The organism is Fibrobacter sp. UWT2, from assembly GCF_900142545.1.
GTDB lineage: Bacteria > Fibrobacterota > Fibrobacteria > Fibrobacterales > Fibrobacteraceae > Fibrobacter.
The window spans coordinates 14,182-40,048 of sequence record NZ_FRBF01000004.1 but is presented as its reverse complement, the minus strand read 5'-3'; the positions used below and the strand labels follow the sequence as shown (position 1 = coordinate 40,048).

Sequence of the window (25,867 nt, the reverse complement as noted above, 5' to 3'; positions counted from 1 at the left end):
TGAGGCCTCCTTTTTTCTAAATTTGTGCCCACTATGGAAACTCGTTACAATTCTAAAGATGTGGAAGCCCGGTGGCATAAGACCTGGGCAGAGAATAACAGTTTTGCACCCAGCGGAAAGGGCGAACCGTTCTCGGTCGTGATTCCGCCCCCGAACGTTACCGGCGCACTCCATTTGGGACATGCGCTGAACGATACGCTCCAGGACATTTTGGTACGCTATCGCCGCAAGACGGGCCGCGACACGCTGTGGATTCCGGGTACGGACCATGCCGGTATCGCCACGCAGGCAGTCGTCGAAAAGCGTCTTTTCCAGGACGAACACAAGACCCGCCACGACATTGGCCGCGACGCCCTGGTGGAACGCATTTGGAAGTGGAAGGACGAATACGAAGCCCGCATTACGAAGCAGCTCAAGAGCCTCGGCGTTAGCTGCGACTGGAGCCGCCAGCGCTTTACGTTGGACCCGGTTTGCGCAAAGGCCGTGCGTCACGCCTTCTTCAACCTGTTCAAGAAGGGCCTGATTTACCGTGGCAAGCGCCTGGTGAACTGGGATACCAAGCTTCAGACCGCCGTTGCCGACGACGAAATCTACTACGAACACGTGAAGGGCCACTTCTGGACATTCAAGTATCCTCTGGCCGACGGTTCGGGATTCATCCCCGTTTCTACGACCCGTCCGGAAACGATCATGGGCGATACCGCCCTCGCCGTGCACCCGAACGACGAACGCTATGCGCAGTTCATCGGCAAGATGCTGAAGGTGCCGTTCGTTGACCGCGAAATTCCGGTGATTGCCGATGCTATCTTGGTGGACAAGGACTTCGGTACGGGTTCCGTGAAGGTGACTCCGGCTCATGACCCGAACGACTATGCGACGGGTCTTCGCCACAAGCTCCCGATGATTAACATCATGAACGATGACGGTAGCTTGAACGAGAACGCCGGCAAGTTCCAGGGCCTTAAGGGCCAGGCCGCACGCGACGCCGTGGTGGCTGGTCTCGAAGAACTCGGACTTTTGATCAAGGTGGAAGACCACGAAATGGACGTGGGTCACTCTGACCGTTCCAAGACTGTGATCGAGCCGTACCTCAGCGACCAGTGGTTCGTGAAGATGGACGTGCTCGCCGAAAACGCGATGAACGCAGTGAAGTCGGGCGAAATCAAGATTATCCCCGAACGTTACGCCAACAAGTATCTCGACTGGCTCGCCGAAAAGCGCGACTGGTGCATCAGCCGTCAGCTCTGGTGGGGCCACCGCATTCCTATCTGGCACACCGACGCTAGCGAAGACGAATTGAAGGCCGCATTTGCTGGCCGCGACGACATCTACTTCTACAAGGCCGAAAACGGCGGCTACCTCGTGTGTAGCCAGGAAGAAGACCTGAAGGAAGACGCAGTTCCGGGTCGCGTACTCAAGCAGGAAGAAGACGTGCTCGACACGTGGTTCTCCAGTGGCTTGTGGCCGCACTCCACGATGGGCTGGCCGGAAAACACCGACACGCTCAAGCGCTACTACCCCACCAGCGTGCTCGTGACGAGCCGCGACATCATTACGCTGTGGGTCGCCCGCATGGTGCTCTTCAGCCAGGAAAACATGGGTACGGCTCCGTTCCACACGGTGTACATCCACCCGAAGATTTTGGACGGCAATGGCCAGACCATGAGCAAGTCCAAGGGCAACGGCGTGGACCCGATGGATATCGAAGAGAAGTACGGTACCGACGCCCTGCGCTTTGTGATGGCAAGCCTCTGCACTGACAACCAGGACGTGCGTCTGCCGGTGAAGAAGGAAAAGCAGCCGGATGGCCGCGAAATCAACACCAGCGAAAAGTTCGAAATCGGCCGTAACTTCAGCAACAAGCTGTGGAACGCCTGCCGCTTCCTTTACCCGCAACTCGAACAGGCCGGCGCTTTGGCCGCCGAGCTCCCGATGGACAAGAGCTTGTTCGCCCTCGAAGACAAGTGGATTCTTAGCCGCCTGCAGACGACCATCAAGGACGCCACCCGCATGCTCGAAGAATACCACTTCGCCGAACTCGCCGGGTTCCTGTACCGCTTCGTGTGGGACGACGTATGCTCCAGCTACCTTGAAATCAAGAAGGCCGTGATCAACAGCGAAACGCTCACCGCCGAAAAGAAGAACGCCATGGCTATCCTCAGCTACGTGCTGAAGAACGTGCTCGACCTGTTGCACCCGGTGATGCCGTTCATTACCGAAGAACTCAACAGCATCCTGTTCCAGGGCAGCGAAATGGTCATCAGCCGCGCATGGCCCAAGGCCGACGAATCGCTCATCGACGCGAAGATCGAAGCCGCATTCGACCAGGCATTTGCCGTGGTGGAAAGCGTGCGTGGCGTGCGTGGCCGCTACAACGTGAGCCCCGCTACCAAGCTCAGCGCCGTGGTGAGCGTCGACGATGCTGCAACGGAAGCCAGCGTGAAGGACTGCATGGCAATCATCACCGAACTCTCGGGCCTTTCTGACCTGAGTGTCGCCGTGAAGGCAGCCAAGCCGAAGTTCAGCGCCAGCGCCGTGGTGCCCGGCGGCGAACTCTACATCCCGCTGGAAGGTATCCTCGACCCGGCTGCAGAAATCGCCCGCCTCGAAAAGGAAATCGAAAAGGCCAAGGCATTCGCCGCCAGCATCGAGAAGAAGCTTTCGAACCAGAAGTTCGTCAGCGGCGCCCCCGAAGCCGTCGTCAATGCTGAAAGAACCAAGCTCGCAACGCAGCAAGACATTATCGCGAAGAACGAAGCGGCTCTTAAAGAACTGAAGTAGTCGCAGCGACAATCCAATTTAAAGAGGTGCCCCATGCGGGCACCTCTTTTCATTTTTCGTTGACTCAAATCACTCGTTTTTGCGCATTCCTTAAATCACTCCCCTTTTTTACTATCTTCTTAAGATGGACTAAAAGGAGAAAAGAGTATGAATTTCACAAAATTTCTATGTGCGGGCGTATTCGCCGCAGGCATCGGCACAGCAACCCTACAGGCGGCGGAATGCAACGTCACCCACCATCAGGGCACGGGAGGCAGCACCGACATCTACCTGGGCTACCCAGCGACAGCCCTCTACCTGTTCGAAGGCGACTACTTGGACCTTTCCAAGATGAGCCTGCGCGAGCCCACAGTCAAGAACGCCTCCGGCACCGATACAGCATGGGTCTACAGGTCCGAACTGGACTCCACCATGATCGTGATTGTCACCGAGAAGGTGGTCAAGGTAGCTCGAGTCACCTACTCCGATGACGAGAGCACACGCACAGACTCGCTTTTCACTGTGAAGCACAAAGATGTGTACAAGGACGAATTTCCACGCTTGCAGAAGGCCGGAGTTTTCAAGGGTACTGCCGAACAGGCGGATTCCCTCGTGACGCACGTGTTTGAATTGTGCCAGAAATATTATAGCAAGGAATTCGGTTACACCGGCTGCGAATTCAACCCGCCCGAGAAGAGAAGAAGGAACGGAGGAGAGGATATCGACATAGTCGATGTTCCGCTCGCATATGCGGCCGTTGCAGGAGAATTTACCATCCTTCTCGATACGCTGAATACTTGCCCGGACCTCAAGTTCCCTGCGGCTCCGACAAGTTTAAAACAAACTAGAGCATTACTATCGGCAAAACAAAAAGCCTCATCCGGTTCTCCGGACAAGGCTTTCAAAGTCAACGGGCAGCGTGCTACCACATCTTGTCGAACTTTTTGCGGCTCTTTTCTTCGTCCTTCTTTTCCTGAACGATAGCGTCGATCACAGCAGCCACCGTTAGGTTGAAGATGTCGTGAACAGAGGCGTCGGAGTCGGTGAAGTGCACCGGCTTGTTCAAGCCCATCTGCACAGGACCGATAGATTCGCCCACGCCCATTTCGAGGAGCATCTTGCAAGTGGTATTTGCAGAAGAGAGGCACGGGAAGATGAGCGTATTGACTGTCTGGCCCTTGATCTTGTTGAACGGGTACTTGGTGTCGCGCAGATCCTTATCCAGGGCCACGTTCACCTGCATTTCGCCGTCGATCACGTAATCCGGATACTGTTCGTGAATCAAGCGCACGGCTTCGCGGGCGGTGTTGGACGTTCCGCGCGGAGCACCCTTGTCAGAACCGAAGTTGGCGTAGCTGAGCATCGCCATCACCGGTTCGTGAGCGAAGAAGCGCACGGCGTCGTGAGTGAGCTTGACGATATCCACGAGGGTTTCTGCATCGGGGTCGCGGTTCACCAGCGTATCGGCCAGGAAGAACGTACCCTTGCGAGTGCTCAAAATGTGCATAGCGCCGAAGTGCTTGTATTCTTCGCGGATACCGATGATTTCCTTGGCGAGTTCAATCGTTTCGGAATACTTGGAGTAACCACCAGAAATAAGGGCGTCTGCATCGCCGACCTTCACCATCATCATACCGAAGTGGTTCGGTTCAAACATGTCATCGCGGGCTTCATCGAGCGTCACACCGTTACGGCCGTTTTCTTCGGCGTAGATTTCAGCATACTTGCGACGGCGTTCGAATTCTTCCGGAGAACGCGGGTTCACAATCTTGATGCCCGTAAGGTCGAGCTGTTCGCGCTGAGCGATAATCTGAATACGTTCGGGGTTGCCGAGCAGAATCGGGTGTGCAACGCCTTCGGTCTTGGCCTGCACTGCAGCCTTGAGCATGTTGAGGTTGCTTTCGGCAAACACCACGCGCTTCGGGTTGCTGCGAGCCGTATCGCTGAACTGACGGATAAGCTTGTTGTCGTAACCCATCATGTCGCGCAGACGGTCGTAGTAGGCGTCCCAATCGGTAATCGGCTTGCGGGCCACGCCACTTTCGATAGCGGCCTTGGCCACAGCGATAGACACGTCGGTCAACAGGCGCGGATCCAGCGGCTTCGGAATCAAGTATTCCTTACCGAAGGTAAAGCGCTGGGAGTTGTAAGCAATGTTCACCACATCCGGAACCGGCTTGTGGGCAAGGGCTGCAATGGCGCGCACGGCAGCGTGCTTCATGTGTTCATTGATGCAAGTAGCGCGAACGTCGAGGGCCCCGCGGAAAATGTACGGGAAACCGATAACGTTGTTCACCTGGTTCGGATAGTCGCTGCGGCCCGTTGCAAAAATCAGGTCGCCACGGCTTGCCATGGCTTCTTCGTAGCTGATTTCGGGGTTCGGGTTGGCGAGCGCGAAAACAATCGGCTGGTCGGCCATGCTGCGGACCATTTCGCGAGTCAGAACGTTAGCCTTGGAGAGGCCGACGAACACATCGGCGCCCTTCATAGCATCGGCAAGCGTCTCGATATCGGTGCGGTCGGTCGCAAAGAAAGCCTTCGCTTCGGTAAGGCCCTTGCGGTCCTTGCGAATGACACCCTTACTGTCGCACATCACAAGATTTTCTTTCTTGAGACCGAGCGACAAATACAAGCGAGTACAAGCACAGGCGGCGGCGCCGGCACCGTTCACAACCATCTTCACATTGCGAATGCTCTTGCCAGCCACTTCGATTGCGTTCAAGAGGCCTGCAGAAGAAATGATAGCCGTACCGTGCTGGTCATCGTGCATCACGGGGATATCAAGTTCAGCCTTCAAGGTATCTTCGATTTCGAAACATTCCGGAGCCTTGATGTCTTCGAGGTTGATGCCGCCGAACGTCGGGGCGATACCCTTCACGATTTCGATAAACTTCTTCGGATCCTTTTCGTTGATTTCGATGTCGAACACATCAATACCAGCGTAAATCTTGAAGAGGAGTGCCTTACCTTCCATCACCGGCTTACCAGCGAGGGCGCCAATGTCGCCAAGGCCGAGCACTGCGGTACCGTTACTGATCACAGCAACGAGGTTACCCTTGCCGGTGTATTCGTAAGCGAGGTTGTTATCCTTTTCGATTTCCAAGCAAGGAACAGCTACACCCGGAGTGTAAGCAAGACCCAAGTCGGTCTGCGTGCTATGCGGCTTGGTCGGCACGATTTCAATTTTGCCGGGCTTGCCCATGGCGTGGTATTCAAGAGCTTTTTCTTTTAAATCCTTGCTCATTCTTTTCTCCTTATTTTCGCCAGCATCTAAAGCCGCGAAAGTTCAATTTTCGGGCGCAAAAATAGAAAAAAGAAAGGGTACTGTAAAGATTTTTGTACCCATTTAAGAAAGAAGTATTTTTTTGCCGTCCAAAGGGAGCCTAAACGCCCTTTTTAGGCCATTGGCGCGAACGGTCTATATTCTCATCGAAATGTCGAGAGCCTTTACACTATGTGTAAGGGCACCGACCGAAATATAGTCGAGGCCGAGCGTCGCGATTTCCTTGGCACGTTCGAGCGTCATGTTGCCGGAACCTTCGACCAGGCACTTGTCGCCACTTTCCTTGATAATCTTCAAGGCTTCGGCCATCATTTCGTTGCTCATGTTGTCAAGCATGATGACGTCGACACCCTTGTTCAGGAGAGCGCGCAGCTGGTCAAAATTTTCGACTTCCATTTCGACCATCAAGTTCTGCTTGTTGTTCTTCTTCACGACTTCGAGAGCCTGGAGAACGCCACCTGCGGCAGCAATGTGGTTGTCCTTCACGAGCACCATGTCAAAGAGGCCCATGCGATGGTTAGAACCGCCACCCACGCGAACGGCGTACTTCTGCAAAGTGCGGAAACCGGGAACCGTCTTGCGGGTATCGAGAACTTTAGTTTTACCAGCCTTCAAAGCTTCCTGGAAAGTATGGGCAACCGTTGCCACACCGGAAAGCTGCTGGATAAAATTCAAAAGCGTGCGTTCGCCCGTCAAGAGTTCGTGCGTCGTACCGTCCATTTCGGCAATCAGGTCACCCTTCTTCACGACATCGCCGTCTTTCTTATGGAGAGTCACCTTCACATTTGCCTTGAGTTCCTGAAACACAAGTTCAATCACCGGAAGGCCTGCAAGCACACCATCTTCCTTGGCAATCAAACGAGCATGTTGCTTCTGGTCGGCAGGGATCGTCCATTCGCTCGTCACGTCACCCGTGCGAACGTCTTCGGCCAAAGCCAGACGGATCATGGTCAAAGCATCTTCAGTCGGAAAAATCGGAGTCGAATTGTCGCCGTACATTACTGCGCTCCCTTACCGGTTAGAACAACATAAACAGTGCGCACCAAGATCTGGAAGTCAAGAAGCAAACTCATGTTTTCAAAGTAATACATATCGTACTGCAGCTTGATTTTCACGTCTTCGGTGCTGGTATCGTAATGGTGGCACACCTGAGCCCAACCGGTCAGACCCGGCTTCATTTTCAGGCGGCTAATATAGAACGGAATTTCTTCGCGAAGCTTGCTGATGAACACGGCACGTTCCGGACGCGGTCCCACCATGCTCATGTCACCTTTAAGCACACACAAAATTTGCGGAAGTTCATCGATACGGGTCTTGCGCAAGAACTTGCCCACCTTGGTAATGCGGGGGTCGTCTTTAGTAGCCCACTGGGCACCGAACTTTTCGGCATCGGTACGCATGGTACGGAACTTGTAAACCGTAAACGGCTTGCCGTACAAGCCAATGCGTTCCTGGGAATAGAACACCGGGCCATGGTCTTCAAGCTTAATCGCAATAGCGGCGAGCACGCAAACCGGGAAAGAAATCATGCCGAGGAAGGCGCCAAACAGAATGTCAATCGCGCGCTTCACACGCAGCTGCCAAAGCGGCATGGTAAAGGCAAACAGTTCCTGAAGTTCAAAGCCATAAACCAGGTTAGCCTTGAACTGACCATGAATCACGCTGTAAAGTTCGGGAACCAGATAAATGTGAACCGGTTGGTCACACACCCACACAAGCACGCGCATGATTTCTTGCGGCGAAGAACTTTCGTGCGCAATAATGATACCCGTCACCTTGTACTTTTTAATGAGCGAAGCCAAGTCTGCATACTTACCAAGCACCGGCACATTCGCAAATTCATGTTCCATGACCTGGTAACGTTCATCGACAAAGCCCACCACGCGCTGACCGCGTTCAGGAGTCTTCGCAAGCGCTTCGGCAATTTTCTTGCCCGCTTCAGTTGCACCCAGCACCAGAATGTTATTCGCGCCAAAGCCAAGGCTCAAGAGCCTGCGCAGGCAGCGGTAAATAAGCATTCTAAAGAGAATCACCAGGAACAGCGCAAAGCCGCCATAAATAAAAATCCACGGGAAACGGGAACCGTACAGGTAACCCTGGTTGAGCGGTTCGTTCACCATGATCTTGCCGATAAATTCCGCACCAAACAGCATAGCGATAATAATCACGATGCCGATAAGCACAGCACGCAACACGCGCAAGGTCTGGTGCGTTCTCGACATGAGCAACCAGGAGCGGTAAAGGCCTGCACAAATAAAGAGCAGAATCCAGCCCACATTCAGGACAAGTCCCATGTGGGCATAATCCGTAAACACTTTACTCGGGTCATATTTGTCGGCAATCCAGCCACTGTGGAACTGCACCCAGAAGGCGAGAACAAAACAAATCGATAACGCCACGAAATCCGAAAGGATAACGAGAATGCGTTCCAATGTAGCGGCGCGAATCATAACAACCCTAAATTACCAAATTGCAAAGTTTCAGATTTTCCGTTTTTCGCTGTTTTTAGGCGAGGAAACGGATCACCTGGCTCTTTTCGACAATTTCGGGCAGGGCGTCGATAGCGTCCACAGCCTTAGAGGTCTTGCAATCCTGAGTCTTTTCGGTAATCACCACGATAGAAACCTTACCCGGGTCGTTCACGTTCTTCTGGATAATGGTTTCGATAGAGATGTTGTTTTCGGCGAGGATGCTGGTAATCTTGGCGAGCACACCGCAAGCGTCACGAGAGGTGAAGCGCAGGTAGTAGCGGGCCGAAGTTTCCGAAATAGGAACGAGCGTTGCAGAGTTGTCGACGTTGAACCAGCCCATCGGGAGTGCCTTACGCTTACCCTGATCCACAGAGCGGGCCAAGGAAACGAGGTCGGCTACGACAGCAGAAGCAGTCGGCAAACGGCCTGCACCGGCGCCAGTCTGAACGGTTTCGCCCAGGTTGTCGCACTTGAGGTACACAGCGTTGATTACGCCGTTCACGTTAGAGAGCAGGTTTTCGTTAGAAACGAAGCACGGATGGACACGGGCGTCCACGCGGTCACCGTCGCGGTGATAGATGCCGAGGAGCTTCACGCAGCAGCCAAGTTCCTTGGCGAATGCGATATCCTGGGCGGTAATCTTGGAAATACCCGTCACGTGAATCTTTTCGAAGTCCACGCGGTGGCCGCTGCAGAGGCTAGCGAGCAAGGCAGTCTTATGAGCGGAGTCGATACCTTCGATATCGAAGGTCGGGTCAGCTTCGGCAAAGCCGAGCTTCTGGGCATCCTTCAGAACCACGTCGAAGTCCAGGCCTTCGTCGGCCATGCGGCTGAGGATGTAGTTACAAGTACCGTTAATGATGCAGCTCAGGTGTTCCACCGTAGAGCCGAGCAAGCCTTCCTGCAGGCTACGGATGATAGGAATGCCACCGCCCACGGCTGCTTCGAACAGCACATGCAGACCGTTCTTGGCTGCAAGCGGGAAAATTTCGTGGCCGTACTTGGCGAGGAGAGCCTTGTTGGCAGTCACCACGTGCTTGCCGCTTTCGAGGGCAGCGAGGATCCACTTGCGCGGCATGTTGTAGCCACCGGCGAGCTCCACGAGCACATCGATATCGTTACCGGCAATCATTTCGTCGGCGTTGGTCGAAACCTTGTAGCCCTTTGCCTTGTACGGGGCAACTTCTTCTTCGGACTTGGCGCAAATGCAAGCCAATTCCAATTCAACACCGAGTTTTTCCTTGTATTCGGCAATCTTCTGTTCCAGAATCTGGATAACACCGCCACCGACGGTTCCAGTACCAATAAGACCAATACGCAACATAAGGCGTCTCCATTTTAAATTTTTACGGGGCAAATATAGAATTTTGGCTAGAATCTCACAGACACCTTGCGGCTTCCATTCCCGATTCGAAGCACATAATTCCCCGAAACAGGCACCGCGATGCTGAAATTCGCGCTATTTGCGGTTCCACGGAGCACCACATTGCCCTGCATATCGAACAATACATACCTGTCGCCCGCACGGGCTCCTGCCACCTGCAAGGTGCGATTTACAACGCTCACGCTAAACTGCGGCAACGGCATTCGCTCAAAGGAAGTAGTCTGTTCGCTACTCGAGCTCGGCGTCTCAGAGGAGCTTGACGCATCAGAAGAACTGCTAGATACGCTCGAAGAGGATTCTTCGCTAGAGCTCGAAACTGGGGGTGTAGTCCACTTGGCATAAAAGATCTGTGTACCAGTCGCTTTGGGGCTCACCGAAGTGACAGCATTCCCCAAAAATTGCCTGTTATCATACCAACCCGCAAAATAGAACCCTTCGCGAGTCACGAATTGTGCATCGGGAAGCGCTGTCGCCACACCTTCTTCATAATACTTCAGCTCATGACCTTTTTCGATTTTGCCGCCTTCATCTAAAACGAAAAATACATAGTGTTTCGTGTTACTCCAATCAAAATGCGGGAGCACCTGGCCAGCAGGGTCTTCGGCCCATACGAGACCATCGGCGCCATTTTCCACATAAGAACCGTTACGGTAAGTTTCAATCCAGCCTCGTAAATAACCAGCAATAACTCCACCCATTAAACGTTCTTCGGTAACACCTAGAACATCTTCTATTACCTTGTTAGTTGTATCCGACACATTAGCAACAAGAATATCCTCTTGCTCCACAAAAAAACAATTTTCAAATCTGATATCGCCGTCACCATATCCATACCCGAGAATAGTTCCTGCTTTTAGTGAAGAATCTGCATCGTAGGAAACATGCACAGCATTATACGCATTAGCAATAGTAACGCCACCACCAATAAGGTCTGCGCCTTCTCCATAACCAACAAGCCCACCAACACTCGAGCCACCTTCTACGGCACCCTTGTTGTAGACATTTTTGAAAAGAGCGTATTCGAAAGAAGTCGCTTTGCCTAATAAGCCGCCAACATACATCTGTCCGACAACTTTTCCGGCATTATAGCTTTGGTAAACCCCGAGAACGCCCTTACTTGCCCAACCAACAAATCCACCAACAGCCTCCTTACCGGAAACCACCCCTGAATTATAGGATTTTATTATATAGACATCGTCTTCATATTTACTCCCAATGAATCCCCCCACTTCGTACAAACCTTTCACCATAGACAGGTTGTAACTGTTCGATATATACAGCGATCCCTTATGCCATGTTGCGCTTCCAATAAAGCCTCCTACGCCAGATTCACCCTCAACCAAGCCTGCGGCATAGGAATTCGTTATTTCCATTTGGTTTTTCGAATAATCGTTTACAAAGCCAACAAAGGCGCCCACATTTTCTTTTCCCGCGAAATAAAAGTCTTCAAGACCGAGGTTTAATATTTGAAAGCCTGACGCATTTTCAAATAAGCCCACACTTTTGTCACCGTTGCCATTAAAATACAATCCATATATAACATGGTTGTTCCCATCAAACTTTCCCGAAAAATCTTTCATCGGAACCCACGGGACAAAATCCTTTTGCGAATTCAATTCGCCTTCGGAATTTAGCACAGATTCATTCACCACGATATCCTGAGTCAGTTTTCCACACACGTTCCCTTGAGGGTCACCCTCTCCTGTACCATTCACAATGTCTGCAAATCCGTAAAGTTCGGCGGCATCTGAAATCTGATAACAACTGTCCGACAAAGCTGGTATTTTTGAAGTAATAGTCGCCGCATTTGCAGACAAGGCTGTAAAAATAACTCCCGTAAAAATTGAAATCGTGAATTTCATAAAATCTCCTCTTTAATTCCGATTAGAAAGATACAATAATTGAAAGTTCAACTTTGCCTAAGCAGTTACAAGTAACTATATTTAGCGCCATGGAACAGGAATCGGTCAATCCGGCAATCGGCTCAATTCTCGACGAGCAAAAGCTAAAGAACATTGTCTACCCGACAAAGCTCTTTAGAACGCGTTTGAACGAAGAATTCATGAGGGCGAACCGCACCCGCAAGCCATTCCTGTACATCAAGATGTATTCGCACCAGTACGACTTCTTTGGTTGGGGCAGCCCGAACAAGACCGTCGAAAACACCTGGCGAATCAGCATCTTGACGATGTTTTCGCATTTACGCTTCATTGATGTTTTAGGCTACCTTTCCGACGGCAGCGGTCTCGGCATTATCTTGCTGAATTCCGACCTCTCGGTGCTGGAATCGATTCGCAAAGAGATTCTGCACAAGCTGAACGATGCAGGCCTGATCCAGACGCTCCGCATCAACCCCAAGAAGCCTATCTTCGAAGCCTACATCTATACCGGCCTCCAGGAAAAAGAAAACCTGGAACTCGAAGAAAAGATTAAGGATTTCAACAGCGCAAACGGCCGATTTTTCTCGCTTTGCCGCCTGAACCTCGACCATATCTGGGAACACCCGCACACCATTCGCTACCGCCACATGGTCAAGCGTTTTGTAGACGTGACCTGTACCAGCATTGCGATCGTGCTCTGCTCTCCCCTGCTCCTGTTCTGCGCCGCCGCCGTCAAGCTCAGCGACCCCAAGGGTCCCATCATTTTCAAGCAGACCCGCGTAGGCAAGAACGGCAAGCTATTCACCATGTACAAGTTCCGCAGCATGTATGTGGATGCCGAAGAGCGCAAAAAAGAACTCCTGGCCCAGAACGAAACGGGCGGCAAGACCTTCAAGATGAAGAACGACCCGCGTATCTATCCGTTCGGTCACGTGCTCCGCAAGTTCAGCCTCGACGAACTGCCGCAGTTCTTCAACATTCTCAAGGGCGACATGTCCATTGTCGGTCCGCGTCCGCCGATTCCGTCTGAAGTGGCGGAATACGAGCCCTGGCACCGCATGCGTCTTTCCGTGACGCCAGGTCTCACCTGCATTTGGCAGGTCAGCGGCCGCAGCAACATCAGCTTCGAAGGCCAGATGCGTTTGGACAACGACTACATCAAACGCAACGGCAAGCTGAGCGACGACGTCTCGCTCATCCTCAAGACCTTCAAGGTCGTGTTCAAGGGCGAAGGCGCTTACTAATAGCGATGAGGTCGCTGCGCTCTGAGGAGTGAGGCTTGAGAAAAAAGAAAACCTCGCGATGAGCGAGGTTTTAAATTTTTCAGACTTTTCGAAAACTATCGATTGTTCAGGTAATCCAGAACTTTCTGAGTCAGGTCATTTTCTTTCTTCCAGAACACCACGGCGCCCGTTGCACGGTCAACCACCATGTCGTAGCCTTCCTGCAGGGCGATTTCATTGATGGCCTTGCGGATCAGCTGAATGATCGGTCCGCTCACCTTTTCGTTTTCAGAAATCAGTTCGCCCTTACGACCGTACACGCGGTCGATAAAGCTCTTGAGTTCCATATCTTTCTTGTTGTACTCGGCTTCGAGCTCGCGCTTCTTTTCGTCGCTGAGCATGAGCACCTGCTTGTCCAACTTTTCCTTGATGGCAGCGAGTTCCTTCTGCAGCAAGTTGCCTTGCTGTTCCCACTTAGCCACCTGACGGTCGTATTCTTCCTGGGCTTTCTTGGTACCCTTGTAGCCGTCAAAAATCAGCTTGGAGTCCACATGCGCAATGCGCAGGCCGTCTTCGGCAAACGAGACCGTCGCAAATGCGAGAACCAAAACGATCAGCAGACGCTTAAGCATAGAGCCTCCTTAGAATCCTTGACCGATAACAAAGTTGAACTGCATGTCGCCCACTTCGGTACGCTGCAAACCACTATAAGTTTCACCCACATCAAGCGGCCAAGCAAAGTCGAATCCGATAATACCGAGCATCGGCACAATCACGCGGAAACCGAAACCGATATCCTTCTTGAGACTGGTCGGATCCCATTCGCTGAGCGGGTTCCTGCTCGGCTTCGGCACCTTGGTACGCGGGTTGTAGCGTTCACCGAACACGTTACCGGCATCAAAGAAGAACGGCAACAGGTAGAATGTCTGCGGCACAAGGCCGAGCTGAAGTTCAGCACCGGTGTACTGGTAGCTGCGGCCCAAGCGGCGGTAACCGATAGAGCCCGAGCTGTAACCACGCATCATGCCTTCGTAACCCATCACGCCACCCATGGTGTAAAGGGTACGGTACTGCAACTGGTCACCCACAATCACGCCGTACTGGTTGGTAAGTGCGATTGCCAAGCGGTCGCGGAACAGCGGGAACCACCACTTAATCGTAAGTTCCGTCTTCACGAAGTTAAAGTCACTGAACAAGGCGTCGTCAGCCCACTGAATATCGAGCACGTAGCGGGAGCCTTCGGTCGGGAACTGCGGCAGGTTCTTGTCGTCACGCAACAGGCGGAAGTTCAAAGCCGATTCCACACCGGTGTAAACCACGTAGCTGTCGTCGATATTCGGGCCCTGCTTGTTCATGAGCCAGCTGTAACCGATCTGTCCGTAGAAGTAGTCATCGGGCCACTTGAGGCGCTTACCCAGGTAAACGGATCCACCGTAACGGGTAATGTCGGGGTCGTCATACTTGGACATGTTCCACCAAGAGTAGCTGAGGCTTGCACCCAAGGTAATCGGCTTGTCCATAAACCAGGGTTCCTGGAAGCTGATGGCAGCGCTCTTCTTGTCTTCACCGTATTCCACACTGAACGATGCGGCCTGGCCGTCACCCATACAGCAGTTCGGGATAGACACGCTTGCCGTACCCACGATGCCGTCACTTTCGCTATAAGAAACGCCCAAGCTGAACTGACCGGTACCGGCTTCCTTTTCTTGAACGGTAAAGTCGAGGTCGACTTCCTGTTCGCCCACCACCTTGATGTCGGGCACGACCATGTCGAAGTAGTTCAGCTGCATAATTTCACGGAAGCTACGTTCCAGGGCAGACTGGCGGTAGGTGTCACCCGGATACAGACGCACTTCGCGGCGAATCACCTTTTCGTTCGTCTTGGTGTTACCGTGGATATGAACCTTATGAATCTGGGCGGGCAGGCCTTCGGTCATGCGGTAAGACAGGTTCACAATCGAATCGTTTTCGAACGTACGGGTTTCTTCGTACTGAGCAAACAGGTAACCGTCTTCGCGGTAGGCATCCAGAAGGGCCTTGCGAGAAGCGTCATACTTATACTGGTCAAAGACTTCGCCACTATCCAGGCGGTAAGCGTAGGCAAGCATCTTGTCGTTCAGGACTTCGTTGCCCGAGAAGTGCAGCGAGCCCATGTAGTACCGGCGGCCTTCGTTCATGTGGATATGAATCAAGATGGCGCTGGAGGTCTTGATGTTGTCGTACTTGTTGAGGGCCGGGAACATGTCTTCGATCATGTAACGGACCATGAGCTTTTCTTCATAAGTAGAACGCTTCTTAATCTTGCGGAGATCGTTGATTTTCGGGTTGTTCCACTTGCGGCCATCGACGATATCCAGGAATTCCTTACGGGAGGTTTCGTAGCGGATAATGTCGTTCAACATCTTCCAGGCATCTTCTTCGGTCTTGACCGTGACCTTAGGTCTAGTCACCCAAGGCATTGCACCCACTTCGCGGTGGTTGCGGAAGAAGTGCGTCACCTGCATCGTGGGCTTACCCGCCATCTTGTAAAGCGGCGTTGCGGAGTCGCCCAAAGCGAGGTTCAACTGCTTGTAAAGGACTTCCAGGTTTTCACCCATCGGAACCATGCGGCCCATATAGAACAGGCAGGTGGAGTCCGGCAAGTATTCGGCGCTGTATTCCGTCAGTTCGGCATCCAGATAGCCAAAATGGCGAATGGCATTCAACACCGTGTCGCGGTCGGCTTCAAAGATGTTTTCCTTGAATTCGCCGCCACCCCACCACTGGTCCAGCTTGGTCACCATGTGTTCCATGATGTCTTCGGCAGGAACGTGGTCGTTTCCTTGAATATCAAACTGGCGAACCTTGACCTTTTCGCCTTCGCGGACAATGAAGGTCACCAAGTTCTTGTTTTCGTCCACCGGAGTTTCGCGGTAGCCCACTTCGGCAAGCAGGTAACCTTCGGCGTGGTAGTAATCCAAAATAGCCTGACGGTCGCGTTCCAGCTGGCTCTTGCTGTAGACCTGGCCCGGAATCAAGCGAACCTTCAGCTTCAAGTCTTCTTCGGATTCTTCGTCGCAGCCTTCGAACACGGCCGTATCCAAAGCAGGAAGTTCTTTAATCTTGAAAATGAGGTCGACATCGGTGCCATCGCCCACGTAGTCAATCCAGGCGGTCACATCGTCAAAAAGACCGGACTTGTAAAGGGAGGTCACCGAGGACTGCACCTTTTCGGTCAGCGCCGTCGGAGAATAGCTTTGACCATCGCGAATACCGATACGGCTAAGGACAGCGCGATCGTCCATGTGGACGGTTCCTTCGACCTTGACCTTATGGATCTTATTTTCGACCATATAGCTCTCGGACATTTCGGACATGTCCAAAAGCTGGGCCTGAGCAAGCCCTACAAACACAGCAAATAAAAACAGCCAGCGAAAGCGCAGAATAAACCTACCTATAAACAAAATTCGGGACAAAAATACAAAAGTTACAAGCGGTAGACCCGCGCAAAACTTGTCAAAAAGTAAAAAAACGGCATTTTTAGTGTTCGCACCCCACACTTTTTATATACATTCAGGGTATGACACAGCAAGCACTGAGATTATCTGAGATTACTATTTCGAATCTGCGTTCAATTCAGAGGCAGACGTTTCCGCTCAGTAGCTTTACTGCACTTATCGGCTACAATAACGCCGGTAAAACGAACATTTTGATGGGCATTCGCTGGCTTTTGTCCAAATTTTCGCTGGACATTTCGTACTTTGACGACCCGAACAGCTCCGTTGAAGTCATCGGTGTTTTCGACGGCATTACAGAGCAGGTGCTGAACCGCCTAGGCGAAGAATACGCCGCCGAAGTGAGACCTTTTTTGCAGAACACGCCGCAAGGCCCTGGCCGCCTGCGCGTCAAAAAGGTGCAGCGCATCCCTAACGAAAACCCGGAAAGTCTCGAACTTTTCGTGTTCGTGCCGAGCAATCACCGCAAGGGCGACAAGCGCGAATGGGTTCGCCCCAATGAAGCGTTCAAGTTCGCCTATCACCGCATGTTCCCCGAATCGATTGCCATTTGGGATTTTGAAGGGAACCAGGCGTTCACCAAGCTTCTGCACGAAATTTTCAAGCCGCTCGAACGCCGATTCGGCAACGAAATCAATACGCTTTTGAACAAATTCGCAGACTTGCTTTCGCCGGACAGCGAAAACCGCGCCGCAGAAATTAGCATCTTTGACCGTGAAGTCAACGAAAAACTTTCGCCGCTGTTCCCGAGCGTTAAAGTCGAATTCGACATTCCCATGCCGACTCTTGAAACGTTCCTCAAGAGCGCAAGCCTCAAAGTCATCGACGAAGATGACGGTTTCGAACGAGACATCAGCTGCATGGGCGAAGGAAGCAAACGTGCGATTCAAATGGCCTTGGTGCGTTACCTGGCCGATGTCAAGAAGCACCACCACAACCATTACCTGAGCCGCACGCTGTTACTGATTGATTCGCCGGAACTTTACTTGCACCCGCAAGCAGTGGAACTCGTGCGTGTCGCCCTCAAGAACCTTTCGAATGAAGGCTACCAGGTGGTATTCGCCACCCACAGCGCCCAGATGGTTACCAGCGAAGACGTCAGCACCTCGCTACTCATTCGCAAGAACAAAGAGCGCGGCACTTATATGCGCAAGCGAATGGAAGACGCCGTGCACCAGGTGGTGCAAGACGCTCCGAGCCAGTTGCAGATGCTGTTCAGCCTCAGTAACAGCAACGAACTATTGTTTGCCGACTACGTACTTTTGACCGAAGGAAAGACCGAATGGCGCGTGCTTCCGGCGCTTTTCGAACGTATTACCGGGCAGTCCTTCGCCCTCATTAAATGCGCGCTCGTTCGCCAAGGCGGCGTGAGCAACACCCGCAAGAGTATGCAGGTGCTCGACGCTATGGATATGCCCGTGCGCGCTATCGTGGATTTGGATTACGCCTTTACGACTGCGACCCGCGACGGATTCCTGGAGGCGAACGATCCCGACATCAAGTACTGCCGCGACCTGTTCCGCGAACTTGCCTTCCACAATCACCTGCGCCTGGTGAACGGACTCCCCGTCAACAAGCACAGCAACATTAGCGCCTCTACCGCCTACGCCATGATGGCCGAAATGGAAGAAGCGCAACAGCCCATTCGCAGCATTCACGCCAAGCTCCGCAACCAAGGCATTTGGGTGTGGACACGCGGCGCCATCGAAGAACATTTAGGTCTCGAAGCCAAGAACGAACAGACCTGGAGCAAGTTCATCGAGCGCAGCAAATCGCCGAACTTTATAAAAACACTCCCCGATTACGATAGCATCGAGGAGTTGTGTAGATGGATTATTGAAGGTAGCCGCGGGAATTAATAAGTACCGAGCAGCGAGCGGACCTTCTCCATCATCGCCTTAGACTTCACGCGAGCCTTTTCCTTACCGTAGGCAAGAATCTTGTCGATTTCTTCGGTATGGTCGAGCAGGTAGAAGTACTTTTCGCGGGCGGCACCGAGGTGTTCTTCGAGAACATTCTGCAGTTCCTGCTTGGCGTGGCCCCAGCCCATGCCTCCGGCGCGGTAGCGGGCGGCCAAAGCTTCGGTCTGCTCCGGAGTTGCAAACAGCTTGTACAGCTTGAACACGTTGCAAGTATCCGGATCCTTGGGTTCTTCGATGCCCTGGGAGTTCGTCACGATCTTGCCGATTTTCTTCTTGAGAGCCTTGCTTTCGAGGAAGATATCGATGACGTTGTCGTAAGACTTACTCATCTTGCGGCCGTCGAGACCCGGAATGATACCGGTGGTTTCCTGGAATACCGGTTCCGGAATGGTGAATACGTCTTCGCCAAAATGCTTGTTGAACTTAATGGCGATATCGCGGGCGAATTCCACGTGCTGTTTCTGGTCCTTGCCGACCGGCACGATGTCTGCGCTGAACATCAAAATGTCGGCATCCATCAAGCACGGGTAGCAGTAAAGACCCATGTTCACGTTGGCATCCGGATCTTCGCCGGCGGCTTCGTTCTTCGCCACCTTGTCCTTGTAGGCGTGGGCGCGGTTCATGAATCCCTTCGGCGTAAAGCAGCTGAGTGCCCAGCTAAGTTCAAAAATTTCAGGAATGTCGCTCTGCTTGTAGAACAGGCCCTCTTCGGGGTTCAAGCCGAGTGCAAGCCAGGTTGCCGCAATCTTGTAGATGTTGGCACGCATTTCGGCGCCGTTCTGCACCGTAGTAAGAGCATGGTAGTCGGCAATGAAGTAAACCGTATCGTAGGTCTTCGAAAGTTCAAGAGCCGGGCGGATTGCGCCCAAGTAGTTACCCAAGTGAGGAGTGCCGGTGGGCTTGATGCCCGTGAGTGAAATTTTTTTCATGGAACGATTTTAGGGTTTATTGTTTATTGTCTTTTAAAAGCTTGTCGAAATACACAATCGTCTTTTCGAGGCCCTGACGCAAGGGAATCGTCGGCTCCCAGCCGAGAGCGGATTTTGCAAGGTCGATGTTCGGACGGCGCATTTTGGGGTCATCACCCGGAAGCGGCTTGTACACGATCTTGCTTTTGGAACTCGTGAGTTCGAGCACTTCTTTGGCAAGTTCCAGCATCGTAAATTCGCCAGGATTTCCGATGTTGACCGGTCCAATAATCTTGTCCTGGTTCATCATGCGGATAAAGCCTTCGATCAAGTCGTCTACATAGCAGAAGCTACGGGTCTGGCTACCGTCACCGTAAATGGTGATGTCTTCGCCCTTGAGCGCCTGCACAATAAAGTTACTGACGACGCGGCCATCGTTCATGAGCATGCGCGGGCCGTAGGTGTTAAAAATTCGCACGATGCGGATATCCACATTGTTCTGGCGGTGGTAATCCATGAACAGGGTTTCGGCGACGCGTTTGCCTTCGTCGTAGCAGCTACGGATGCCGATCGGGTTCACGTTTCCCCAATAGTCTTCGGTCTGCGGATGCACGGCCGGATCGCCATAGACTTCGCTGGTGCTTGCCTGCAAGATGCGTGCTTTTACGCGCTTGGCCATGCCAAGCATATTGATGGCACCCATCACGCTAGTCTTGATGGTCTTTACCGGATTAAACTGGTAATGGATGGGGCTTGCGGGGCATGCCAAGTTAAAGATGCGGTCCACTTCCAACAGAATCGGTTCTGTCACATCGTGGCGGATCAGTTCGAAGCGATGATTGTCGCGCAGGTGGTCGACATTCATCAAACGACCCGTAAAGTAGTTGTCAAGGCAAATCACCTCGTGTCCGTCGTTCAAAAGACGTTCACACAAGTGGCTTCCCAAAAACCCAGCTCCACCAGTAACTAGACAACGCATATTAAGCTCCAATTATATGAGCATAATATAGCTATTTAACGATCTGGTTCTTGCCGTGCTGCTTGCCCCAATACAGCTTTTCGTCTGCTTGACGGATGTATTCCTCGTAGTCAGCAATACTTTCACCCGTGCAAAGGCCGATCGTCGCCGTAATGACAACACGATTTCCCTTGTGATAAATCTCCTGCTTCGAAAGCTTGGCTCGGAAATCGTTCAAAACATCCAAAGTCTGAGCACTATCCACTTGCGGTAAGTACAACACAAATTCTTCACCGCCCCAACGAACCGCAACCGCATTTTCGGGCAGGCTAGCTTCAATACATTTACTTACCGCCGCAAGGACTCTGTCACCCGTTTCATGGCCGTATGTATCGTTAATTTTCTTGAAGTCATCCACATCCAACATAGCCACGGAGTAAGAGGTTTCTTTTTCCTCTTTGCTACGTTTCATGATGCCTTCAAAGAATCGACGGTTATAGAGGCCGGTCAACACGTCATGATTACTGTTGTAGTCCAACTTTTCGCGAGTGGTTCTCAGTTCCACCAAATAAAGGTTGGTCAAATAGAACAGCGAGAACAGCGTAATGATCAAGTTCAAGACTTTCACAAAAGAGCTGTGATGCAGAACCAAATCCATCAGTTCTGGATAAAGGGAATAATTAAAAACGGAAATCAAGCTAATTGCAACCGCAAGCACAGCACCAATAAGCTGATATATGTGTTTTTTCCTGTTGGAATAAGGCAGCATAAAGAAAATCACCGCCTCCATGCCAATAACAAAAGTCAAGGTACCAAAATGGCCGCCAGAAATCAATTCCGTCATGGCAGAGAAAAAAATGATTTCGAAGTAGGCAAAGGAAATTCTGAGATTTTCATCCTTAAAAATTGTCAAGAAAGCAACGTATAACACAGAACTAATGGCATTCAGAACCACCAACGGGAAAAGCCCAAACGTCCAAAACAGGAACACATTAAAAATGTGAACGCACAGACACATAATCAAAAAGATTAAGGTCCGATTCTCCGAAAGATTTTCGAGAATCTTTTTTGGCATATGTCTTTCCCCTTCTTACTTGAGAAAAATTATTCTTCCTCGGCGTCCCGCGATTCCTCGCCGTAAGCCGAAGTCGCCGTTCCGTTCAACGCTACTAGGCGTATTCCTCGCAGAGTCAAGAACGGATCGTACTTGTCAATCAAGGAGGTCCTGCGAGCGATGGTTTTTCCCCAACCACCGGTTGCATAAACAGGCATGTCATCACAACCCATTTCCTTCTTGATTTTTCCGATTAGGAACTCCAGCTGTGCCAGGAACCCGTACAGAAGACCTGCACGGATAGCGTCATCGGTATTGTCTGCCACTACAGCATCGGGCCATTCAATAGTCACGGGCAAAAGGCGTGCGGCCTTTTCCGTCAAGGCATCCAAGCTTGCGTTAATGCCGGGAATAATCACGCCACCTGCAAAGGCGCCATCCTTCATGACGTCAAAAGTGGTTGCGGTCCCCATATCCACGACAATCGCATTCTTGAAGCCAGCCTCGCGCATGGCAACTACATTGCACAAGCGGTCGGCACCGGCCATAGACGGGTTCTGGTAATTGATCTGCAAGCCCATGCAGTTTTTGGAATTCACCACCTGCACGCGCTTTTTAAGCAAGGAATCCAGAGCCTTGATCCAGGGGCGTTCCAAGGCGGGCACCACCGTAGAAAGGCCCACATGGGTAATCTCTTCCGACTTAATCTTGGAAAACCTCAAGAGACCACCCACCTTGTTCATCACCTCGTCGGAAGTGGTTTCCTTGCGGGTAGTCAAGCGCCAATAATCAACAACCTTGGTATCCTTAAAAATTCCAATCACCGTGTGGGAGTTGCCCACATCGACCACAAAAGAAATCGTTTCAGTCTTTTCCAAATTCTTTTTCACGTCAAAAAAGATAGAAAAAAGTCCCTGGTTTTGAAAAACCAAGGACTTTCGTGGAGCCTCCGGGACTTGAACCCGGAACCCGCGGGTTATGAGTCCGCTGCTCTAACCAATTGAGCTAAAGCTCCGTGCAAGCCAAATATAATAAAAAAAATTTCGTTTAAATACAATTTGGGGATTTTTTCAAAGTGAATCTTTTTTTTATTTCCTAAATTTACGGCATCAACATACTCTACCGGGATCGCCATCCCGATGGATTAACTCTCAACAAATGAGGAAAAAACAAAAAATGGCAAGAGCATTGATTATCGGTTGTGGCGCCGTTGCCACAGTTGCTATCAAGAAGTGCTGCACCTGCAGCGAAGTTTTTAGCGAAATCTGTATCGCAAGCCGCCATCGCGAAAACTGCGAAAAGCTGGCCCAGGAACTCCGCCCGAATACAAAGACGGTCATTACGACTGCAGCCGTTGACGCCGACAAGGCCGAAAATGTCTCTGCTCTTATTAAAGAATACAAGCCCGACCTGGTGATGAACATCGCTCTCCCCTACCAGGACTTGGCCATTATGGACGCCTGCCTCGAATGCGGCGTGAACTATATGGACACGGCTAACTACGAACCCGAAAACATCGACGATCCGGAATGGCGCAAGGTCTACGACAAGCGCTGCAAGGAACAGGGTTTCAGCGCCTACTTCGACTATAGCTGGCAGTGGGCATACAAAGAAAAGTTTGAAAAGGCCGGTCTCACGGCTCTGCTCGGTTCTGGTTTCGACCCGGGTGTTTCCCAGGCATACTGCGCCTATGCCCTGAAGCACCAGTTCGACACCATCGAAGAAATCGACATTCTCGACTGCAACGGCGGCGACCATGGTTACAAGTTCGCCACCAACTTCAACCCCGAAATCAACCTTCGCGAAGTCTCTGCTCCGGGTAGCTACTGGGACACCGACGCTAACGGCAAGGGTCACTGGGTTGAAATCCCGGCCATGAGCATCAAGCGCGTGTACAACTTCGACCAGGTCGGTCAGAAGGATATGTACCTGTTGCACCACGAAGAAATCGAATCGCTCGCCCAGAACATTCCGGGCGTGAAGCGCATCCGTTTCTTCATGACGTTCGGTCAGAGCTACCTCGACCACATGCGTTGCCTCGAAGACGTGGGCATGCTCAGCACCCAGCCGATCAAGTTCCAGGGTCAGGACATCGTTCCGATCCAGTTCCTCAAGGCACTGCTCCCGGATCCGGCAAGCCTCGGCCCCCGCACCGTCGGTAAGACCAACATCGGTTGCATTTTCAAGGGCAAGAAGGACGGCAAGGACAAGACGTACTACCTGTACAACGTCTGCGACCACCAGGAATGCTACAAGGAACTCGGCAGCCAGGCTATCGCCTACACGACTGGCGTTCCGGCTATGTGCGGCGCCATGATGGTGCTCACCGGCAAGTGGAACAAGCCGGGCGTGCACACCGTCGAAGAATTCGACCCGGATCCGTTCATGGAAGCCCTCACCAAGTACGGCCTCCCCTGGCAGGAAAACTTTAACCCGGTGCTGGTGGACTAGAGGTTGTGAGCTATGAGCACGCGACCTACGGTCGCTTTGGGGTATGAGTTTTTTTCTCGCGCCTTTGGCGCCTAACTTGAACCCAAAGGGAGCCCTGAAGCGAAGCATAAGGGCGACCGAGCTCACAGCTCAAAGGGCGAAGCCCGACCTCATAGCTACAATCCGAAGGATTGAACATGAAAAAATGGCGCATTGACGATTCCCGCGACTTGTACAACGTCAAGGGTTGGGGCGTAAACTACTTCGACATCAACGAAAAGGGCCATGCCACGGTACATCCGCTCAAGGATGGCGGTCCGGACATTGACCTTTACGAACTGGTGCAAGAACTTTCGCTCCGCGATGTTTCTACTCCGATGCTGTTGCGTTTCCCGGATATCCTGGACAGCCGCATCGAGAAGATCAACGAATGCTTTAACAAGTCCCGCAAGGAATACGGCTTTAACGGGAGCTATTACAGCATCTTCCCGATCAAGGTGAACCAGCAGCGTGCCGTGCTCGAAGAAGTCGTGAGCCACGGCAAGAAGTTCAACATCGGTCTTGAAGCCGGCTCCAAGCCGGAACTCCACGCCGTGCTTGCGAACATGGATAATCCGGATTCGCTGATTATCTGCAACGGCTACAAGGACGAAGACTTTATCGAACTCGCCCTCCTTGCACAGAAGATGGGCAAGAAGATTTTCATCGTCGTCGAAAAGATGAACGAGCTTCACCTGGTGGTGGAACTGTCGCGTCGCATCGGCGTGCGTCCGAACATCGGTATTCGCATCAAGCTCGCCAGCTCCGGTAGCGGCAAGTGGGAAGAATCCGGCGGATACCACAGCAAGTTCGGCCTGAACAGTTCTGAACTGTTGGAAGCCCTGGACTACATCAAGGAAGAGAAAATGGAAGACTGCATGAAGCTCATCCATTTCCACCTGGGTAGCCAGATTACCAACATTCGCCACATCAAGAGCGGCCTTCGCGAAGTTTCGCAGTTCTACGTACAAATTAAGAAGATGGGCATGGCCCTTGAATTCGTGGACGTAGGTGGCGGTCTCGGTGTCGATTACGACGGCACCCGCAGCTCTAACGCTAGCTCGGTGAACTATTCCATTCAGGAATACGCCAACGACGTGGTGTACGCCATGTACGAAGCTTGCGAAAACGGCGGCGTTTCTCACCCGAATATTATCGCGGAATCGGGCCGTGCACTTGCGGCTCACCATTCCATTCTGGTGTTCAATGTTCTTGAAACTGCCGGCCAGGCATTCTTCGACGAGAACATTCACGAAATCGACGAAAATGCTCCCGATGCACTGAAGGACCTTTACGGCATTTACAAGGGACTGACCCCGAAAAACTTGCTCGAAAGCTGGCACGACGCCATTCAGCTGAACGACGACGTGCTCAATGGTTTCAAGGTCGGCGACTACGACTTGCCCACTCGCGCCATGTGCGAACGCCTGTTCTGGAGCATCGTGCGCAAGGTCGACTTGCTCGCCAAGGACCTGCGCCATCCGCCTTATGAACTCAGCGAACTTCCGCGCCTGCTGGCCCAGAAGTACTTCTGCAACTTCAGTTTGTTCCAGAGCCTGCCGGACAGCTGGGGCGTGGACCAAGTTTTCCCGCTGATGCCGATCCAGCGCCTGAACGAAGAACCGACTGTCGAAACGACGTTGCAGGATGTCACTTGCGACTCCGACGGTAAAATTGACATGTTCGTTCGCGGTGGCGACGTGAGCCGCACGCTCCCGTTGCATGAACTCAAGAAGGACGAACCGTACTACATCGCGGTTTACCTCGTGGGCGCTTACCAGGAAATCCTCGGTGACTTGCACAACCTCTTTGGCGACACCAACGCCGTCCATATCGTTTGCAACGACAAGGGCGGTTACGAAATCGACAAGGTGATTGACGGTGAATCCGTAGAAGACGTGCTCGACTACGTGAACTTCAGCGACAAGGCCCTGGTGCGCACCATGGAAAACTGGGTGTCGCGCTCAGTGAAAGAAGGTAAGATTACCTTGCAAGAAGGTAAGGAATACCTGAATATCTATCGTAGCGGCCTGTACGGTTACACGTATCTAGAATAAGCGA

Annotated in this window: 17 protein-coding genes and 1 tRNA gene; 6 read left to right on the top strand and 12 right to left on the bottom strand. The window is 52.1% G+C overall.

What is annotated here, in order from left to right; translation table 11 throughout:
• Positions 1 to 33 precede the first annotated feature (33 nt).
• Complete coding sequence (locus tag BUA40_RS03580) at positions 34 to 2,781, top strand: valine--tRNA ligase (RefSeq protein ID WP_072798455.1); 2,748 nt, start codon at positions 34 to 36, stop codon at positions 2,779 to 2,781.
• 147 nt (positions 2,782 to 2,928) lie between these two features.
• Positions 2,929 to 3,744: a hypothetical protein gene (locus BUA40_RS03575; protein ID WP_072798453.1), complete on the top strand. Its 816-nt coding sequence runs from the start codon at positions 2,929 to 2,931 to the stop codon at positions 3,742 to 3,744.
• Here BUA40_RS03575 and BUA40_RS03570 read toward each other — a convergent pair.
• The 5 genes from BUA40_RS03570 to BUA40_RS03550 all read right to left on the bottom strand — a co-directional run bounded on the left by BUA40_RS03570 (position 3,683) and on the right by BUA40_RS03550 (position 11,760).
• The gene (locus BUA40_RS03570; RefSeq protein WP_072798451.1) at positions 3,683 to 6,004 is read right to left on the bottom strand and encodes an NADP-dependent malic enzyme; all 2,322 of its coding nucleotides are present in this window, start codon (positions 6,002 to 6,004) and stop codon (positions 3,683 to 3,685) included. The genes BUA40_RS03575 and BUA40_RS03570 overlap by 62 nt on opposite strands.
• Positions 6,005 to 6,178: 174 nt before the next feature.
• Entirely contained in the window at positions 6,179 to 7,042 is an 864-nt protein-coding gene (nadC, locus tag BUA40_RS03565; protein WP_072798449.1) for a carboxylating nicotinate-nucleotide diphosphorylase, read from the bottom strand.
• The gene (locus tag BUA40_RS03560; protein ID WP_072798447.1) at positions 7,042 to 8,493 is read right to left on the bottom strand and encodes a sugar transferase; all 1,452 of its coding nucleotides are present in this window, start codon (positions 8,491 to 8,493) and stop codon (positions 7,042 to 7,044) included. The genes nadC and BUA40_RS03560 overlap by 1 nt, the downstream gene beginning before the upstream one ends.
• 55 nt (positions 8,494 to 8,548) lie before the next feature.
• Complete coding sequence (locus tag BUA40_RS03555) at positions 8,549 to 9,838, bottom strand: homoserine dehydrogenase (protein ID WP_072798444.1); 1,290 nt, start codon at positions 9,836 to 9,838, stop codon at positions 8,549 to 8,551.
• Positions 9,839 to 9,885: 47 nt separating this feature from the next.
• The gene (locus BUA40_RS03550; protein WP_072798442.1) at positions 9,886 to 11,760 is read right to left on the bottom strand and encodes an InlB B-repeat-containing protein; all 1,875 of its coding nucleotides are present in this window, start codon (positions 11,758 to 11,760) and stop codon (positions 9,886 to 9,888) included.
• Between the two features lie 89 nt (positions 11,761 to 11,849).
• On the opposite strand from BUA40_RS03550, the gene BUA40_RS03545 reads away from it, so the two are divergent.
• Complete coding sequence (locus BUA40_RS03545) at positions 11,850 to 13,022, top strand: sugar transferase (protein ID WP_072798440.1); 1,173 nt, start codon at positions 11,850 to 11,852, stop codon at positions 13,020 to 13,022.
• Between the two features lie 95 nt (positions 13,023 to 13,117).
• Here BUA40_RS03545 and BUA40_RS03540 read toward each other — a convergent pair whose 3' ends face one another.
• Complete coding sequence (locus tag BUA40_RS03540; RefSeq protein WP_072798437.1) at positions 13,118 to 13,633, bottom strand: OmpH/Skp family outer membrane protein; 516 nt, start codon at positions 13,631 to 13,633, stop codon at positions 13,118 to 13,120.
• A 9-nt stretch (positions 13,634 to 13,642) separates the two neighbouring features.
• Positions 13,643 to 16,357 carry a BamA/OMP85 family outer membrane protein gene (locus BUA40_RS03535; RefSeq protein ID WP_083585251.1) on the bottom strand — a complete coding sequence of 905 codons (2,715 nt, stop codon included), beginning with the start codon at positions 16,355 to 16,357 and terminating at the stop codon, positions 13,643 to 13,645.
• A 203-nt stretch (positions 16,358 to 16,560) separates the two neighbouring features.
• Here BUA40_RS03535 and BUA40_RS03530 point away from each other — a divergent pair, with 203 nt between their 5' ends.
• Positions 16,561 to 18,354: an ATP-dependent nuclease gene (locus BUA40_RS03530; protein WP_072798435.1), complete on the top strand. Its 1,794-nt coding sequence runs from the start codon at positions 16,561 to 16,563 to the stop codon at positions 18,352 to 18,354.
• Here BUA40_RS03530 and trpS read toward each other — a convergent pair.
• From trpS to BUA40_RS03505, 5 genes are all read right to left on the bottom strand, one after another.
• The gene (gene trpS, locus BUA40_RS03525) at positions 18,351 to 19,346 is read right to left on the bottom strand and encodes a tryptophan--tRNA ligase (protein ID WP_072798433.1); all 996 of its coding nucleotides are present in this window, start codon (positions 19,344 to 19,346) and stop codon (positions 18,351 to 18,353) included. The genes BUA40_RS03530 and trpS overlap by 4 nt on opposite strands.
• Positions 19,347 to 19,362: 16 nt before the next feature.
• Complete coding sequence (locus BUA40_RS03520; RefSeq protein ID WP_072798431.1) at positions 19,363 to 20,304, bottom strand: UDP-glucuronic acid decarboxylase family protein; 942 nt, start codon at positions 20,302 to 20,304, stop codon at positions 19,363 to 19,365.
• A 31-nt stretch (positions 20,305 to 20,335) separates the two neighbouring features.
• Entirely contained in the window at positions 20,336 to 21,274 is a 939-nt protein-coding gene (locus BUA40_RS03515) for a GGDEF domain-containing protein (protein WP_178299524.1), read from the bottom strand.
• Positions 21,275 to 21,387: 113 nt separating this feature from the next.
• Positions 21,388 to 22,227 carry a type III pantothenate kinase gene (locus BUA40_RS03510; RefSeq protein WP_072798853.1) on the bottom strand — a complete coding sequence of 280 codons (840 nt, stop codon included), beginning with the start codon at positions 22,225 to 22,227 and terminating at the stop codon, positions 21,388 to 21,390.
• Between the two features lie 51 nt (positions 22,228 to 22,278).
• Positions 22,279 to 22,352, bottom strand: a tRNA-Ile gene (locus BUA40_RS03505).
• Between the two features lie 161 nt (positions 22,353 to 22,513).
• Between BUA40_RS03505 and BUA40_RS03500 the strand changes: the two genes are divergently transcribed.
• Positions 22,514 to 23,788 (top strand): saccharopine dehydrogenase family protein, encoded by a 1,275-nt coding sequence (locus BUA40_RS03500; protein WP_072798426.1) that lies wholly within the window; start codon positions 22,514 to 22,516, stop codon positions 23,786 to 23,788.
• Positions 23,789 to 23,964: 176 nt separating this feature from the next.
• Positions 23,965 to 25,863 (top strand): biosynthetic arginine decarboxylase, encoded by a 1,899-nt coding sequence (gene speA / locus BUA40_RS03495; RefSeq protein WP_072798424.1) that lies wholly within the window; start codon positions 23,965 to 23,967, stop codon positions 25,861 to 25,863.
• The last annotated feature ends 4 nt before the right edge of the window (positions 25,864 to 25,867 follow it).